The sequence below is a fragment of the Leifsonia sp. Ger2509 genome (assembly GCF_055231915.1).
The window spans coordinates 3,564,369-3,580,191 of record NZ_JBUYVB010000003.1; the positions used below are offsets into that span (position 1 = coordinate 3,564,369).

General features: G+C 68.9%; 15 protein-coding genes. 8 read left to right on the top strand and 7 right to left on the bottom strand.

Features of this window, described 5'->3' with window-relative positions; translation table 11 throughout:
• The first annotated feature begins 41 nt into the window (after nt 1–41).
• Complete coding sequence (locus ACV7NN_RS17275) at nt 42–671, top strand: class I SAM-dependent methyltransferase (protein ID WP_463350791.1); 630 nt, start codon at nt 42–44, stop codon at nt 669–671.
• Nucleotides 672–734: 63 nt separating this feature from the next.
• On the opposite strand, the gene ACV7NN_RS17280 is transcribed toward ACV7NN_RS17275, so the two are convergent.
• From ACV7NN_RS17280 to ACV7NN_RS17300, 5 genes are all read right to left on the bottom strand, one after another.
• A complete protein-coding gene (locus tag ACV7NN_RS17280) occupies nt 735–1,331 on the bottom strand; it encodes a CoA-binding protein (protein WP_463350792.1) in 597 nt (198 codons plus the stop codon).
• A complete protein-coding gene (locus ACV7NN_RS17285) occupies nt 1,331–2,623 on the bottom strand; it encodes an O-acetylhomoserine aminocarboxypropyltransferase/cysteine synthase family protein (RefSeq protein ID WP_463350793.1) in 1,293 nt (430 codons plus the stop codon). Before ACV7NN_RS17285 ends, ACV7NN_RS17280 begins: the two co-directional genes overlap by 1 nt.
• Nucleotides 2,624–2,704: 81 nt before the next feature.
• On the bottom strand, nt 2,705–3,712 hold the full coding sequence (locus ACV7NN_RS17290) for a YeiH family protein (protein WP_463350794.1): 1,008 nt from the start codon (nt 3,710–3,712) through the stop codon (nt 2,705–2,707).
• 110 nt (nt 3,713–3,822) lie between these two features.
• Nucleotides 3,823–5,391, bottom strand: coding sequence for a S53 family peptidase (locus ACV7NN_RS17295; protein WP_463350795.1), 1,569 nt, complete (start codon nt 5,389–5,391; stop codon nt 3,823–3,825).
• Between the two features lie 47 nt (nt 5,392–5,438).
• Nucleotides 5,439–7,046: a dolichyl-phosphate-mannose--protein mannosyltransferase gene (locus ACV7NN_RS17300; protein WP_463350796.1), complete on the bottom strand. Its 1,608-nt coding sequence runs from the start codon at nt 7,044–7,046 to the stop codon at nt 5,439–5,441.
• A 39-nt stretch (nt 7,047–7,085) separates the two neighbouring features.
• On the opposite strand from ACV7NN_RS17300, the gene rsmI reads away from it, so the two are divergent.
• The 5 genes from rsmI to ACV7NN_RS17325 are packed head-to-tail and all read left to right on the top strand — an operon-like array spanning nt 7,086 to nt 12,248.
• The gene (gene rsmI / locus ACV7NN_RS17305) at nt 7,086–7,934 is read left to right on the top strand and encodes a 16S rRNA (cytidine(1402)-2'-O)-methyltransferase (RefSeq protein WP_463350797.1); all 849 of its coding nucleotides are present in this window, start codon (nt 7,086–7,088) and stop codon (nt 7,932–7,934) included.
• Nucleotides 7,935–7,944: 10 nt separating this feature from the next.
• Entirely contained in the window at nt 7,945–9,525 is a 1,581-nt protein-coding gene (gene metG / locus ACV7NN_RS17310; protein ID WP_463350798.1) for a methionine--tRNA ligase, read from the top strand.
• Nucleotides 9,518–10,444: a TatD family hydrolase gene (locus tag ACV7NN_RS17315; RefSeq protein WP_463350799.1), complete on the top strand. Its 927-nt coding sequence runs from the start codon at nt 9,518–9,520 to the stop codon at nt 10,442–10,444. Before metG ends, ACV7NN_RS17315 begins: the two co-directional genes overlap by 8 nt.
• Entirely contained in the window at nt 10,441–11,292 is an 852-nt protein-coding gene (gene rsmA, locus ACV7NN_RS17320; protein ID WP_463350800.1) for a 16S rRNA (adenine(1518)-N(6)/adenine(1519)-N(6))-dimethyltransferase RsmA, read from the top strand. The genes ACV7NN_RS17315 and rsmA overlap by 4 nt, the downstream gene beginning before the upstream one ends.
• Before the next feature lie 20 nt (nt 11,293–11,312).
• A complete protein-coding gene (locus ACV7NN_RS17325) occupies nt 11,313–12,248 on the top strand; it encodes a 4-(cytidine 5'-diphospho)-2-C-methyl-D-erythritol kinase (protein ID WP_463350801.1) in 936 nt (311 codons plus the stop codon).
• 40 nt (nt 12,249–12,288) lie between these two features.
• Here ACV7NN_RS17325 and ACV7NN_RS17330 read toward each other — a convergent pair whose 3' ends face one another.
• Both ACV7NN_RS17330 and ACV7NN_RS17335 read right to left on the bottom strand, forming a co-directional pair.
• The gene (locus tag ACV7NN_RS17330; RefSeq protein WP_463350802.1) at nt 12,289–13,476 is read right to left on the bottom strand and encodes a metallophosphoesterase family protein; all 1,188 of its coding nucleotides are present in this window, start codon (nt 13,474–13,476) and stop codon (nt 12,289–12,291) included.
• A 160-nt stretch (nt 13,477–13,636) separates the two neighbouring features.
• Nucleotides 13,637–14,083, bottom strand: coding sequence for a YybH family protein (locus ACV7NN_RS17335; protein ID WP_463350803.1), 447 nt, complete (start codon nt 14,081–14,083; stop codon nt 13,637–13,639).
• A gap of 109 nt (nt 14,084–14,192) precedes the next feature.
• On the opposite strand from ACV7NN_RS17335, the gene ACV7NN_RS17340 reads away from it, so the two are divergent.
• Both ACV7NN_RS17340 and ACV7NN_RS17345 read left to right on the top strand, forming a co-directional pair.
• Complete coding sequence (locus ACV7NN_RS17340) at nt 14,193–14,564, top strand: YciI family protein (RefSeq protein WP_463350804.1); 372 nt, start codon at nt 14,193–14,195, stop codon at nt 14,562–14,564.
• Nucleotides 14,561–15,787 carry an RNA polymerase sigma factor gene (locus ACV7NN_RS17345; RefSeq protein ID WP_463350805.1) on the top strand — a complete coding sequence of 409 codons (1,227 nt, stop codon included), beginning with the start codon at nt 14,561–14,563 and terminating at the stop codon, nt 15,785–15,787. The genes ACV7NN_RS17340 and ACV7NN_RS17345 overlap by 4 nt, the downstream gene beginning before the upstream one ends.
• Nucleotides 15,788–15,823 lie beyond the last annotated feature (36 nt).

Sequence of the window (15,823 nt, forward strand, 5' to 3'; positions counted from 1 at the left end):
CCAGCGGGGCCGACGGCGGGGATAGGCTGCAGCGAGGAGTGGTGCCGGAGGAAAAGCGCATCACGCTCCGGGAGGCGCAGATGGCGAGCGATTGGTCGGAGTTCTACACGGCGCAGGCGGGCCGTGGTGCCCGCCCGACCTTCGTCGCGGGGCTGGAAGCCCGGGACGGACTTCCGCCCGGGCGGGCGATCGACCTCGGCTGCGGGGACGGCATCGAGACCCGTGAATTGCTCGACCGGGGCTGGCGGGTGCTCGCGATCGATTCGGACGACGGCGTCGAGGCGCGGGTGCGCGCGACGATCGGCGACACGGACGATGGGCCGCCCGTCGAGATCTGGCAGCGGTCGTTCGAGTCGCTCACCGGGCTACCGGAGGCGGATTTCGTCTACGCCGGTTTCGCGCTGCCGTTCTGCGATGCGTCGCATTTCCCGTACCTGTGGGCGGACATCCGGGAGGCGCTGCTGCCCGACGCGGTGTTCGCCGGGGAATTCTTCGGACCCGACGACGACTGGTTCGGTCGCCCCGGGATGAATTTCCATGACAGCGCCGGTGTCGAACGGATGCTCGCGGGGCTCGACATCGTGCGGATCGTCGAGGACAACCGTGACGGCCTGTCGTTCGAGGGCCCCAAGCACTGGCACGTCTTCCACGTGGTCGCGCGGAACGCGTAACTCCAGCGATACACCTGTCGCGGGATGCGAGCCGTGCTCGCACTGCTCGCGCGTCGCGAGGACTCAGCGGATGGTCTTGCGCGCGGTGATCTGCCCAGTGTCGAACCCGAGAAGGTGCAGCCCGCCGTGGAAGCGCGCGTGCTCGATCTTGATGCAGCGGTCCATCACGACCGTCAGGCCTTTCGACTCGCCGTACTCCGCCGCATCCTGGTTCCAGATGCCGAGCTGGACCCAGATCGTCGGCGCGCCGATCGCGACGACCTCGTCGATCACGCTCGGGATATCGCTGCCCTTGCGGAAGACGTCGACGATGTCCGGAACCTCGGGCAGCGAAGCGAGGTCTGGGTACGCCTTCTGGCCGAGGATCTCATCGGCGTTGGGGTTCACGAAGTAGACGCGGTAGTCGCTCGACTGCTGCAGGTATGTGCCCACGAAGTAGCTGGAACGGGCCGGGTTGGGCGACGCACCGACGATCGCGACGGATTTGGCGGCGCGCAGGATCTTCAGTCGTTCCTTCGCATCGGGGCCGACCCAGGTGCGCTGCGACCTGAGGAGCTTGGCGAGCGGCGAGTCGGCGGGCAGTTCGCAGCTCAGGCCGTTGGCCAGCTGGACCTCCGCGAGGTCAGCGGACGCTGCCGGAGCGTTGTCGGTGAGGGTCATCAGTTCTCCTTCACAGCCAGGTCGAGTGCCTGGTCGAGGTCGTAGATGATGTCATCGACGTCCTCGATACCAACGCTAATCCTTACGACGCCCGGCAGCACCCCGGCGTCGACGAGCTGCTGTTCGCTGAGCTGCGCGTGGGTCGTGGATGCGGGGTGGATGACGAGCGTCTTGGCGTCGCCGATGTTCGCGAGGTGGCTGGCGAGGTTCACCGATTCGATGAACGTCTGGCCGGCCGCGCGACCGCCCTTGACCTCGAAGCTGAACACGCTGCCCGGCCCCTTGGGCAGGTACTTGAGTGCGCGATCGTGGTGCGGATGCGCGGGCAGACCTGCCCAGAGCACCGATTCGATGCGGGGGTCGGCGTCGAGCCATTCCGCGACCGCGCGGGCGTTGTCGATGTGGGCCTGGATGCGGTAGGGGAGCGTCTCCACGCCCTGCGCGAGGAGGAACGCCGAGTGCGGTGCGAGCGTCGGGCCGATGTCTCGCAGCTGCTCCGCGCGCAGGCGGGTGAGGAACGCGTACTCGCCGAAGTTGCCCGACCACTGGAGCCCGCCGTACGACGGAACGGGCTGACCGAAGAGCGGGAACTTCTCGGTGTGCCAGTCGAAGCGGCCGCTCTCGACGACGACGCCGCCGAGGGTCGTGCCGTGGCCGCCGAGGAACTTCGTGGCCGAGTGGATCACGATGTCCGCGCCCCACTCGAACGGCCGGTTCAGATACGGGGTGGCGATCGTGGAATCGATGACGAGAGGGATGCCCGCAGCGTGCGCCACAGCCGCGAGGCCCTCGATGTCGGCGATCTCGCCCGACGGATTGGCCACGGTCTCGGCGAAGACCAGCTTCGTCCGGTCGGTGATCGCAGCCGCGTAGTCGGCGGGGTCCGAGCTCTGGATGAAGGTGGTCTCCACGCCGAAGCGGCGCAGTGTCACGTCGAGCTGGGTGATCGATCCGCCGTACAGGTTCGCCGAGGCGACGATGTGGTCACCGGCTCCGGCCAGCGACGCGAACGTGATGTACTGCGCGCTCAGGCCACTCGCTGTCGCGACGGCTCCGAGTCCGCCTTCCAGGCTCGCGATGCGCTCTTCGAACGCGGCGACCGTGGGGTTGGCGAGACGGGAGTAGATGTTCCCGTACTTCTGAAGGGCGAACCGGGCCGCAGCATCCGCCGTGTCGTCGAAGACGAAAGCGCTGGTCTGGTAGATCGGAAGCGCACGCGCTCCCGTCACGGGGTCGGGGATGTTGCCCGCGTGAATCGCACGCGTGCGGAAGCCGTATTCGCGATCTGCCATGGGCTCACGCTACCCGAGCGCGATCGTGCTCCCGTTCCGCGGTGTAACAGTCTGCAACCGGGTACGCCGGCCAGGGCTTCCTCAGGAGAGTTCGACCGCGCCCAGGGCGAGGGCCGCGATCAGTACCCACGAGAGCAGGCCCACGATCAGGGCCCGCCATCCGGTTCCGAGCAGGGTGCGCAGGCGCACGGCCGAGCCGAGGCCGAAGAGTGCCATGGCCAGCAGGATCGTCTGCAGCGTGTCGGCACTGCTCAGCACGACAGGCGGCAGCGGGATGAAGGTTCGCACCAGCATGGCGGCGATGAAGCCCGCGACGAAGAGCGGGACGATCGGCGGCCGCTTCGCCGTCGGGTCGGGGTCGACGTGACGGCGGCGCTCGACGGCCGAGGTGATCGCGACCATCGGCGCGAGCATGAGCACCCGGGTGAGCTTGACGACGAGGGCGACCGCGAGGGCAGCGGGGCCGGCGATCTGCGCGGTCGCGACGACCTGTCCGACGTCGTGGACTCCAGCGCCCACCCAGTGCCCGAACTGCAGGCTGGAGAGGCCGAACGGATGCCAGAAGACCGGAAGGACGAAGATCGCCAGGGTGCCGCAGAGCGTGACGAGCGCGACCGGTGTCGCCGTGTCCTCATCCTTCGCTCGCACCACACCGCTCATCGCCCCGATCGCGGACGCACCGCAGATCGAGAATCCGGTGGCGATCAGCAACGGCTGGTGGCCGGGAAGCCGGAAGAGACGCCCGAGACCGATCGTGCCGACGAACGTGAGCAGCACGATGGCCACTGTGGTGAGGATCGTCACCCAGCCGAGGTGGACGATGTCGACGAGACTCAGCTTGAGGCCGAGGAGCACGACACCCAGCCGCATCAGTCGTCGCGATGCAACGGCGAGACCGGGCGCGAGCGACCCCGTGAGCGCCGGGCGAGCGAACGGGAGCTGGCCGACGATGATCCCGAGCGCGACGGCCGCGGTCAGCAGTGGAATCGCCGGAACGAGCCAGTGGACGCCCCACGCGGCTGCTGCTGCGAGCGCCGCGGCGGCCAGCCCGGGCAGCGCGACGATGGTGGGGCGTGGAGCGGCGTTCATCGCCTCTATTCTGGCCGCGCTCCGCGCTCACGGTCGCCACGCCCGTCGAGCACAGGAAAACCGGGCCGATCGCTTGCGCGTGGGCCCGGTTCTCCTGTGCTCGACGACGGTCAAAGGCTCGCGAGGAGCGCGGTCCCGTTCGGGACGCCGAGGCCCGTGCACGCATCCCAGCCGGGGCCGGCGGCGAACGCGCCGTTGTTGCCGGACGTGATGTCGCGGAAGCCGGGGGCGACCTGGCCTGCGGCGATCGTGTCGTAGAGTTTCGGCTGCGCGAGGCCGAGCGGCGTGCCCGTCGACTGCACCAGCCGGGCCACGAGCGCAGCCCACAGGGGTGCGACGGCGCTGGTCCCGCCGATCACGATCTCCTTGCCGTCGACGAGGATGCGGTAACCGGTCTGCGGGTCCGCGACGGCCGACACATCCGGCACGCCGCGCCCCGACGCCTGCGGGGACGACGGCACCCCGACGTTCGCCTGCCACGTCGGTCGGGGGAACGTGTCGCTCACGCCGCCACCGGTCGCGCCACGGCCCGGACCGTTGTTCCACACCACCTCCGACTGCACGGTCGCCGTGGACGGATCGGCCGCCAGCCGCGTTCCGCCGCAGGCGAGCGCGTGCGGGCTGGATGCAGGGAAGTCGACGTGCGCGCGGCCGTCGGTGACGCGGTCCGAGCTCCCGTCGTCGCCCGAGGCGGCGGTGGTGGTGACCCCGAGTGCTGCCGCGTCGACGAGCGCCTGGTCGAAGGCTGTGCGAGCCTGTGCGGTCCACTGGTCCTCGCTCTGGCCCCAGCTGATGCTGATCGCGGCGGGCGTCGGAGTGGCGTGCGCCGCGGTCGTGACGGCGTCGATGAAGCCGGCGTCGGTGTTCGGTGCGAAATACACGACGATGTGTGCGCCGGGGGCGAGCGCACCGGCGACCTCGATGTCCAGGAGCACTTCGCCATCCGCACCGTTCGGGTCCTGGCCCGGAACGTTCGTCGCTCCGTCGACTCCGACCGCGGTCACGGTCGGAGGTGTGATCCCCAGGCCGCTGAAGTAGGTGTCGAGGTCGCTCTGCGCGAAACCGCCGCCGAGTTCGATGATCGCGATCGTGGTGCCGGAGCCGTCGGTGTTCGGCGGGAACGAGTAGATGGCGCCGAGCTCCGGGGGCGTGTAGCTCGTGGCCACGGCGGCCGGAAGGGCGACCCGGTACTGCGTCCGTGCCTGCGGCCGGTCGTCGAGGCCGAGCACGGCGGTGACGACCCCGTTGAGCGCAGACGGCACGCTGAGACCGCCGGTGCGATGACGGTGCTGGACCGGGTTGTCGTTCGCGTCGAGGCTCGTGGCCTGCCCGAGATCCGTGCCGAAGACCCGCCCGAGGACGGCAGCCGTACCCGACACGCGCACGCGCCGGTCGGCCAGGCTGCTGTCGACCACGGTGACGCCGAGCGCCTCGAGCGTCGACGTGACGAGCGCAACATCGGCCGGATCGGCGCCGTACTTCGCCACGAACTCTTCGGCCGGGACCGGGTTCGTGAGCACATCCTCGGGGACTTCCGCGCGGCGGCGCAGGAAGAGCGTCGCCTCGATCGGCGTCTGCGGGTCGAGGGCCGCGGAGGCGGTCAGCCCGGGAGCCGCCGTGCGCTCGCTTCCGGGCAGCGGTGTGAGGTCGAGTGGTTCGTTCGTGTCAGCTGGGGCCATGGCCCCGGTCTACCACCACGGACCGACAGGCGGAAGGCTGCTGCCCGTCACCGCCAGCTCGGCAGCCAGATGTGCAGCTGCCAGAACCAGAACGGGACCTGCTGCGCCGTCCAGATCGAGTAGAAGAACACGCTGACGGCCGACGTGATGACGAGGTAGACGACGACGGTGAGGATGCCGCGTTTGCGCCGCCATGCCGCATCCGACCGTCTGCCGAGGATGAGCGCGATGACGAACGTCAGAGCGAGGATCAGATACGGCTCGAACGCGATCGTATAGAACTGGAAGACGGTGCGGTTGATGTAGAGCAGCCACGGCAGGTAGCCGGCCGCGACACCGGTGAGGATGAGCCCGACCCGCCATTCCCGGTAGCGGATGAGCCGGTAGAGCAGGTAGAACATCGCGGCGGCGGCCGCCCACCAGATCAGGGGATTGCCGACCGAGGTGATCGCCGAGGAGCACGCGGACGCGGTGCAGCCGTTCTGTCCGAGCACGGTGCCCTCGTAGTACATGCTCGTCGGCCGGATCATGAAGAGCCAGGTCAGCGGGTTCGCCTGGTACGGGTGCGGCACGTGCAGGTTGATGCTGTAGCCGTACATCTCGGTCTGGTAGTGCCAGAGGTTCTGGACCCAGTGCGGGACCCACGCGAACGCGCCGCTCCACGGCGTTCCGACGGTGGTCGCCCAGGACCTGTCGTAGCCGCCCTTCGTGAAGATCCAGCCGGACCAGGCGGCGACGTAGCTCACCAGTGCGATCGGGACCATCACCACGAACGTCGCAGGCGCCTGCTTGAGGATGCTGCCCGTGATCCAGAACGGCACGCCGACGCGGCGCCGCGCCACCGCATCCACGATCACCGTGTAGATCGCGAAGAATGCGAGAAAGTACAGCCCGGTCCATTTGACGCCGGCGCACAGCCCGCAGAGGATGCCCGCAGCGATCAGCCACGGCCGCCACCAGAGCGCCGGCCCCCAGGACGGGTCGCGGCCGTTCTTCCGCGCGTCGGCGACCTTGGCCGCGAGCCTCGTCGCGTGCCAGTCGCGGTCGAGCAGGATGCACCAGAAGGCGAGCAGGGCGAAGAACATCACCGAGTTGTCGAGGATCGCCACCCGGCTCATCACGATGGCGTGGCCGTCGATGGCCATCAGGAATCCGGCGGTCACGGCGAGGAGGGTCGACCGGAAAAGTTTGCGGGTGATCAGCATGAGCACCACGACGGCGAGGATGCCGACGACCGCCGTGCTCACCCGCCAGCCGAAGCTGTTGCCGGCACCGTAGGCCGCGAGCCCGAGCGCGATGATCCATTTTCCGAGCGGCGGATGCGCCACGAACGAGGGCTGGGTACCGAAGATGTTCGTGATGCCGTCGTTGAAGCTCTGGTCGGCCTTGTCCGGCCAGCTGCCCTCGTAGCCGAGGTGCATGAGGGTCCACGCGTCCTTCACGTAGAACGTCTCGTCGAACACGAGACTGTGCGGGTTGGCCAGGTCCCAGAGGCGCAGCACGGACGCCAGCAGCGTCACCGCCAGAGGACCGCCCCAGTACCAGAGCCTCATGCGCAGCGGCGTCCTCAGGGTGCGCGCCCACCAGTCGTCGAGGCGGCTGCCTGTCGGTTCGGCGATTGCGGCGTCGAAGCCGATCGTGGGAGTCCTGGTCACGCTGCAATGTTAGTGACGTGGGCCTGTCAGACTGGGCGGATGATCATCCTGGCCGCGACACCCATAGGGAATCTGAAGGATGCGTCGGCGCGGCTCGTCGAGACGCTCGGCACCGTCGGCGTCGTCGCGGCCGAGGACACCCGGGTGACTCAGCGCCTGCTGGCGGGCCTCGGCGTCGAGAACCGGCCGCGCCTGATCGCACTCCATGACCACAACGAGCGGGACCGTTCGGCAGAGCTCGTCGAGCTCGCGCGCGAGGCGGATGTGCTGGTCCTGAGCGACGCGGGCATGCCGACCGTGTCCGACCCGGGTTTCCACCTGGTCGAGGCGGCGGCCGCGGCCGGCGTCGGCGTCACGGCGCTGCCCGGTCCGTCGGCGGTCATCACGGCGCTCGCCGTGTCCGGCCTGCCCACCGACCGGTTCACCTTCGAGGGCTTCCTCCCCCGCAAGCAGGGGGAGCGGACGGCGACCTTCCGTGCTCTCGCCGGCGAGCGCCGCACCATGGTCTTCTTCGAGTCCCCGAACCGGCTCGCTGCTTCGCTCGCCGACCTCGCGGCGGTGCTGGGCGACGACCGTCGCGTCGTGGTGTGCCGTGAGCTGACGAAGCTGTTCGAGGAGGTCCGTCGCGGCTCGGCGTCCGAGCTCGCGACGTGGGCGGCGGATGGCGTCCGCGGCGAGATCTGCATCGTTGTCGAGGGCGCGGCGGAGACCGTCGCCGACCTGGGTTCGGCCGTCGCCCAGGTGCTCTCGCTGGTCGCCGCCGGCGGCCGGCTGAAGGACGCCGCCGCCGAGGTCGCCGAGGTGACGGGCCTCGGCAAGCGCGACCTCTACCAGGCCGCCCTGGCGGCCCGCGTAACACCCGCCGAAGCCCCTCCCGCGCGCCCGTAGGATAGTCAGCATGTCCGACGGCTCTTCGTTCTACATCACCACGCCGATCTTCTACGTGAACGATGTTCCCCACATCGGGCACGCGTACACCGAGGTCGCGGCCGATGTGCTCGCCCGGTGGCACCGTCAGGCGGGCGACGACACCTGGCTGCTGACAGGCACCGACGAGCACGGACAGAAGATCCTGCGCACGGCGACCGCGAACGGCACGACTCCGAAGGAGTGGGCCGACCGCCTCGTGCACGACGAGTGGCTGCCGCTGCTGGAGACGATCTCCATCGCGAACGACGACTTCATCCGCACGACGGACGAGCGGCACGAGAAGAACGTGCAGCTGTTCCTGCAGAAGCTCTACGACGACGGCTTCATCTACGCAGGCGAGTACGAGGCCCTCTACTGCGTCGGCTGCGAGGAGTTCAAGCCGCAGAGCGAGATCGTCGACGGTACGGGCGAGTACGCCGGCCAGAAGGTGTGCGCCATCCATTCGAAGCCGCTCGAACTGCTGCAGGAGAAGAACTACTTCTTCCGCATGAGCGACTTCGCCCAGAAGCTCCTCGACCTCTACGACGCCCGACCCGATTTCGTGCAGCCCGAAGCCGCCCGCAACGAGGTCGTCTCGTTCGTGCGCCAGGGCCTGTCCGACCTCTCGATCTCTCGCTCGAGCTTCGACTGGGGCATCAAGGTGCCGTGGGACGAGTCGCACGTCGTCTACGTCTGGTTCGACGCGCTGCTCAACTACGTGACGGCCGTGGGTTATGGCCATGACGAGGAGCAGTTCGCCCGCCGCTGGCCGGCGACGCACATCGTCGGCAAGGACATCCTCCGGTTCCACGCGGTCATCTGGCCGGCGATGCTGATGGCCGCGGGGCTCGACGTGCCGCATCAGGTCTTCGGCCACGGCTGGCTGCTGGTCGGCGGCGAGAAGATGTCGAAGTCGAAGCTCACCGGCATCGCCCCGACCCAGATCACTGCGACCTTCGGTTCCGACGCCTTCCGCTACTACTTCATGCGTGCGATCAGCTTCGGCCAGGACGGCTCGTTCAGCTGGGAGGACCTGGCCGCGCGCTACCAGTCCGAGCTCGCGAACGGTTTCGGCAACCTGGCCTCCCGCGTGATCGCAATGGTCTCGCGGTACTTCGACGGCATCGTGCCGCCCGCGGGCGACTACGACCCCGCCGACCTGGTCGTGCAGGATGTGGTGGCCAGGGCGGTCGCGGATGCGGACGCTGCGATCGGCAGCCTCGCGATCCATGATGCCCTGGCGGCGATCTGGACGGTCGTCGACGAGCTCAACGGGTACATCACGACCCAGGAGCCCTGGTCGATCGCGAAGGACGAGACCCAGCGCGAGCGGCTCGGAACCGTGCTCTACACGGCCGCGGAGGGCCTTCGTGCTCTCGCGGTCCTGCTGTCGCCGGTCGTCCCGGCTGCGACAGCACGGCTCTGGGAGTCGCTCGGAGCAGGTCAGGAGCTCGGCCCGCTGGAGGCGCAGCCGATCCGCGATGCTGGACGCTGGGGCCAGTTGGCGGCGGGCACCACAGTCAACGGCCTCGAAGCGCTGTTCCCCCGAATCGAAGCGACCGTTGCCTGACGAGTCGCACATCCGTCACCGGCATGCAGCGGAAGGTCGCGATCTGAACTATCCGCCGCTTCCGGAGGCGCTCGTAGTGGGCGTCTACGACAACCACACCCACCTCGAGATCTCGGACGGCGACGATCCGCTCGACTACCGGGAGCAGCTCGACCGCGCATCGAGTGTCGGCGTCCGCGGTGTCGTCCAGGTGGGCAACGATGTCGAGACGTCGCGCTGGTCGGCCGACATGGCGGCGATCGAACCCCGGATGCTCGCAGCGGTTGCCATCCACCCGAACGACGCGCCCGTCTACGACGCGCGGGGGGAACTCGACGATGCGCTGCAGGTGATCGCCGAGCTCGCCGGACGCCCGCGCGTGCGTGCGGTCGGCGAGACCGGACTCGACTTCTTCCGCACCGACGAGTCCGGACGCGCCGCCCAGTTCCGTTCGTTCGAGGCGCACATCGAGATCGCCAAGCAGAACGACATCGCCCTGCAGATCCACGACAGGGATGCGCACGCCGACGTCGTCCGCACCCTGAAACGGGTCGGCGCCCCCGAGCGCACCGTGTTCCACTGCTTCTCCGGCGACGCCGAGCTCGCACAGCTCTGCGCGGACAACGGGTGGTACATGTCGTTCGCCGGCAATGTGACGTTCAAGAACGCCGGCCAGCTCCGCGAGGCCATGGAGGTCGCGCCGCGCGCGCTCCTGCTGGTCGAGACGGATGCGCCGTTCCTCACCCCGATGCCGTACCGGGGCCGGCCGAACGCTCCCTACCTCATCCCGCACACGCTGCGAGCGATGGCCGACCACCTGGGGACGGACGCGTCGATGCTCGCCGCCCAGATCTCGTCCAACACCGAGCTCGTCTACGGGCGCTGGGACTCCGAGCCCGTCGCGGCGCCGCCGACGGCTCCGATCGGGTCGGTCGCGTGAACGAGGTGCGGCTCCTGGGGCCGGCGGAGATCCGCGACCTGGCCGAACTCCTGGATGTGACGCCGACGAAGAAACTCGGCCAGAACTTCGTGATCGACGCGAACACGGTGCGCCGGATCGTCCGGGTCGCAGGTGTAGAGGCGGGCGACAGCGTCGTCGAGGTGGGGCCCGGGCTCGGATCGCTGACCCTCGGCCTGCTCGAGACCGGAGCATCGGTGGTGGCGGTCGAGATCGACGGACGGCTCGCCCGTCAGCTGCCCGTGACGATCGGCACCCTTGCGCCGTCCGCCGTGGAGAGGCTGAGCGTCGTGCACCGCGACGCGCTCGCCGTGACCGAACTCTCCGGTGAGCCGAGCCGGCTGGTGGCCAACCTGCCGTACAACGTGTCCGTCCCCGTGCTGCTGCACTTCCTCGAGCACTTCGCGAGCATCCGAACCGGCGTCGTGATGGTGCAGGCCGAGGTCGGCCAGCGCGTCGCCGCCGAACCCGGTTCGAAGGTGTACGGGTCGCCGAGCGTGAAAGCCGCCTGGTACGGACGCTGGCGCACCGCGGGCAACGTCAGCCGCCAGGTGTTCTGGCCGGTGCCCAACGTGGACTCGATCCTCGTGGCGTTCGAACGCCACGAGAGCGAGCCGGGGGACGAGGACCTCCGCTCCCGGACCTTCGCCATCGTCGACGCCGCATTCCAGCAGCGGCGCAAGATGCTGCGCCAGTCGCTCTCGGCGCTGTTCGGGGACTCGGCCACGGCATCCGCGATCCTCGAGAAAGCGGGCGTCGAGCCGACCGAACGCGGCGAACAACTGACGGTCGACGACTTCATCGCGATCGCACGCGCGGCTCAGCCGTAAGAGCGCTGTAGGTTGGATGCATGACCTCCGAGGCCTCGCTCCACATGGTGCACGCCAGGGCGCCGGGCAAGATCAACGTGTTCCTGCGGGTCGGAGCTGTCATGTCCGACGGGTACCACGACGTGGCGACGGCCTATCAGGCGGTCTCGCTGTATGAGGATGTACGCGCCTATCCGGCCGACGATTTCTCGGTCACCTTCGGTGGCACGATCGACTGCTCGGGCCTGCCGACGGACGGTGACAACCTGGCCATCAAGGCGGCCAGGATGCTCGCGCGCAAGACCGACTATCGCGGTGGCGTGCACCTCGAGATCGACAAGCATGTTCCGATCGCCGGAGGGATGGGCGGCGGGTCCGCCGACGCTGCGGCGACTCTGCTCGCCTGCGACGCGCTCTGGGGCACCGATTGCACCAAAGACGAGTTGCTCGCCCTCGCCTCCCGTCTCGGCGCCGACGTGCCCTTCGCGCTCATCGGGGGCACGGCGATCGGCACCGGTCGTGGCGACCGCCTCAGCCCCGCGCTCGCCAAAGGGCAGTTCCACTGGGTGCTTGTGCTTGCCGAAGAGGGGATGAGCACCCCCGAGGTGTACAGGGAGCTCGACCGGCACCGCGAGCGTCACTCGCAGGACATCTTCCCGGCGCAGAAGCAGCCGACCGTCGACGCGAACGTCCTGCAGGCGCTGCGTGCCGGCGATCCGCACATGCTCGCCGAGTGCCTGGTCAACGACCTTCAGGCCCCGGCGATCCACCTCGCGCCGCACATCGGCGAGATCATCGAGTTCGGCGAGATGAACGGCGCTCTCGCCGGGATCGTCTCCGGCTCCGGCCCGACCGTGGCGTTCCTGACCGCGGATCTCGACAGTGCGCTCGACCTGCAGATCGCACTCAGCGCATCCCGCCACACGGCCGTGCGGGCGACCGGGCCGGTGCACGGCGCGCGCCTCCTTTCGGAGTAGCGCCCGCGCGTGCCTCGACGATCGACCGGACGGGCCGCGTTCAGCCGCGGCAGGTGCCGGAGCCGGAGTCGGAGTAGTCGAGTGCCGATACCGGGAACCCTGCGCCCTGGAGCGCCGGGGCGTACGAGAACGAGTAGCCGTGCGGCTTGAGGGTGAATTTCATGGTTCCGTAGCCCTGGTCGTATCCGGTCACGACGTTCGGGTTCGCAAAGCTTCCGTCCGCGTTCCGGGCGAGTGTGTCGAGTGCCTCACCACCGGTGCCGATGATGAATTCCGGGATGCCCTTCTTGGGGTCGGATGCCCCTGCCGGGTCCATCGGCCGGAATCGGGCGTAGGCGTGCTCGTGACCGTTGAGGACGAGGGTGGCGTGGTTCGCATACAGCAGCTTCCACCAGTCGTCGGCGACCAGGCCCTCCTGTCCGCCCGCGCCCGGCGCGGAGGCCGCGACCGTCGCCGTGGATGCCGTGGTCGCACTGAATGTCGGCTGGTGCCAGTACGCGACCGTGCACTGCCTGTGATTGCTCTTCAGGTCGGCGGCCAGCCACTGGGTCTCCTGCGCAAGCAGCCCCTGGTCGGTGGTCGAGCAGTCGTTCGAGAACGCCGCCGAGTTGCATTCGACGTTCAGTGAGATGATGTGCCAGTTGCCCAGGTTGTACGAATACCAGCCTTGCCCTTCACCGGTGTCGGCACCGGCCTGACCCGACGTGTTCGGTGTGCCGGTCTGGTCGTGACCATTGAAATAGGCGAAATAGCCGTTGCCGTTCTGGGCCGACTCATTGTCGCCCTTCTTCGTGTACGCGTAGTACTCGTGGTTGCCGGGAGCCGGACGCTCGAGGAACTTGAGGCCACCCCACGCCTGCTCGAAGGAGCCCTCGAAGTCGCTCAGCTTGCCGACTTCGTACTGTTCGTCGCCCAGGAGAGCCACGGCATCCGGCTGCATCTGGTCCGCCTGCTTCGCCGTGGCGTACTCCGCGTCATAGCCGCCGAGGCTCGCGCTGCCGCATTTGAGCGAGGAGGGGGTCGCGACGTTGTCCGCGTCGGCGGGTTCGCACGCGATGTCGCCGACGGCGGCGAGAGTGAAGGTCCTGCCGGCGTCGGCCGCGGGACCCTTGTCATACGGCCAGCGGGTGCCGATACTGGGTGCGGCGACGGCGGCAGCGGTGCCGAACAGTGTCGCAGCAGCGATCCCCGCGACGATGAGAGCGAGCTTGCGTGAGCGTGAGCGCATTGCGATCCTCCTGGACGGCCGGACCGGGTGGCCCATCATGCCAGCTAAGAGGCTACTGAGGACCTCCGGCCGCCATGATGAACGTTCGCTGACGGGCAGGTGAATGGGAGCCCAACGATGACGGTGTGCGTTCACCGCGGGCTCCTCACCTCACATCACCTCACGGCGCGAGATCGATCGCCGCCCGGAATCCTGCGCTCGGTTCCATATAGAACGGCGTCGACGCGTGGTCGTGCGCGATCAGCCATCGGCCGTCCACCCGGCGCAGCCCGACCGTCGAACGGAACCACAGGGTGAACGGGGTGTCCCGCCCCAGCGGTGTCGCCGTCAGGCGGTTGATGCTCCGGGCGAACCCGACGTCCCCGTCGGCCTCCACCGCGACCTGGGTGATCTCGAACTCGATCGGGCCGTCGAAGGTCGCCAGCCACGCCCGCAGTCCTTCAACATCGCGGCCCTCGGATGCGAGAGGCGGCGCCAGCGAGAAGCTGACGAGGTCGTCGGTGAACAGCTCTCCGAGGGCGTCCGCGTCGCGAGCCCGCATCCCGCGCTCCCGTTCGGCCAGGACCGCCCGGATCTCCGTGTCGGCCGTTGTCGTCGTGGCAGTCATGATCTTCTCCTTTGTTCGTCTTCGATCGGACTTCCACTGGGGACGTCGAAGCAGACGCCCCTGTCTCGACGTATCGGGTGAGAAGATTTCCGCAGGGATGGAGACACCGATGAAATACCTCATACTCATCAACGGCAACCCGCAGTCCCGCGCCGTCTGGGAGTCCTTCACCGACGAGCAGCGCGCGGAGGGCTACGAGCTGTACGCGCAGCTGCACGAACAGCTGCGCGCGTCCGGAGAGCTTGTCGCGGCCGAGGCTCTCACCGACCCGTCGCTCGGTGTGCGCATCCCGCCACGCGATACCAGCATGATCGCCACGGACGGTCCCTTTGCCGAAGTGAAGGAGCAGCTGAACGGGTTCTATCTCGTCGACTGCGAGAGCCTCGACCGGGCGGTCGAGATCGCCGAAGGGTTCCCCGAGGCGCGGTTCGGACTCGTGGAGGTCCGTCCCGTACTCCGGTTGGGCGGGTCCGACGTGTGAGCAGACCGAGCGAGATCGAAGGCCTGTTGCGCGAACTCGCGCCGCAGGTCGTCGCAGCGCTCACCCGGCGCTACGGCGACTTCGACCTGTGCGAGGACGCCGTGCAGGAGGCCCTGCTGAGCGCGGCGCAGACCTGGCCGGTCGACGGCACCCCCGGCAGTCCGCGGGGTTGGCTCATCACGGTGGCGTCGCGCCGCCGCATCGAGCTGTGGCGGTCGGATGCGGCCCGGCGGCGTCGTGAGGAGACGGTCGCGGGGCTCGATGAAACGGCTGCGCCGGCGACGAGTTCCATCGACGACAGCCTCACGCTGGTGATGCTCTGCTGCCACCCGGCGCTCACGCCGTCGTCCCAGGTGGCGCTGACGCTGCGTGCGGTCGGCGGCCTGACCACGGCGGAGATCGCCCGGGCGTTCCTCGTGCCGGAAGCGACGATCGCGCAACGGGTCAGCCGGGCCAAGCAGCGCATCCGCGAGTCCGGTGCGACGTTCACGATGCCGGATGACGCGCACCGGACGTCGAGGCTCGCGAGTGTGCTGAGGGTGCTGTACCTGATCTTCACCGAGGGACACACCGCGAGTTCGGGTCCGGATGCGACGCGGGTCGAACTGGCCGCCGAGGCCATCCGGCTCGCTCGGATGCTGCGCGCACTGATGCCGGACGAAGGGGAGGTGGCCGGGCTGCTCGCCCTCATGCTCCTCACCGACGCTCGGCGCCCGGCACGCACCGGTCGCGACGGCGCTCTCATCCCTCTGGCCGCCCAGGACCGGTCGTTGTGGGATGCTGCGGCGATCGACGAGGGCGTCGCACTCATCACCCGCACCCTCAGGGAGACGCCGGTCGGGCCTTACCAGGTGCAGGCGGCGATCGCGGCGGTGCACGACGAAGCGAGGACCGCATCCGAGACCGACTGGGACGAGATCCTCGGGCTCTACGACCTGCTCGACCGTCTGGAGCCTGGGCCGATGGTGACGCTGAACCGGATCGTCGCGCTCGCGCAGGTCGACGGCCCGGTCGTCGCCCTCGCCGAGCTCGCGTCCGTCGCGGACGGCGCGGGTCTCGCCGGGCATTACCGGGTGGATGTCGTCCGCGCCCACCTTCTCGAAGAGGCCGGCGACCGGGACGCGGCACGTGAGGCTTTCCGCACGGCTGCGCGGCGCACGCTCAGCACGCCGGAGCAGCGTTACCTCGAACAGCAGGCGATCCGGCTCACGGAAAGCCAGTGAGGGCGCACGCTGGCCCCAGGGATGCCGACCGTCACG

Excerpts from the sequence above, each read along its gene's own strand:
- ACV7NN_RS17280 (WP_463350792.1), bottom strand. The coding sequence starts at position 1,331 with ATGACCCTCACCGACAACGCTCCGGCAGCGTCCGCTGACCTCGCGGAG.
- ACV7NN_RS17290 (WP_463350794.1), bottom strand. The coding sequence starts at position 3,712 with ATGAACGCCGCTCCACGCCCCACCATCGTCGCGCTGCCCGGGCTGGCC.
- ACV7NN_RS17335 (WP_463350803.1), bottom strand. The coding sequence starts at position 14,083 with ATGACTGCCACGACGACAACGGCCGACACGGAGATCCGGGCGGTCCTG.
- ACV7NN_RS17285 (WP_463350793.1), bottom strand. The coding sequence starts at position 2,623 with ATGGCAGATCGCGAATACGGCTTCCGCACGCGTGCGATTCACGCGGGC.
- metG (WP_463350798.1), top strand. The coding sequence starts at position 7,945 with ATGTCCGACGGCTCTTCGTTCTACATCACCACGCCGATCTTCTACGTG.
- ACV7NN_RS17295 (WP_463350795.1), bottom strand. The coding sequence starts at position 5,391 with ATGGCCCCAGCTGACACGAACGAACCACTCGACCTCACACCGCTGCCC.
- ACV7NN_RS17325 (WP_463350801.1), top strand. The coding sequence starts at position 11,313 with ATGACCTCCGAGGCCTCGCTCCACATGGTGCACGCCAGGGCGCCGGGC.
- rsmI (WP_463350797.1), top strand. The coding sequence starts at position 7,086 with ATGATCATCCTGGCCGCGACACCCATAGGGAATCTGAAGGATGCGTCG.
- ACV7NN_RS17340 (WP_463350804.1), top strand. The coding sequence starts at position 14,193 with ATGAAATACCTCATACTCATCAACGGCAACCCGCAGTCCCGCGCCGTC.
- ACV7NN_RS17330 (WP_463350802.1), bottom strand. The coding sequence starts at position 13,476 with ATGCGCTCACGCTCACGCAAGCTCGCTCTCATCGTCGCGGGGATCGCT.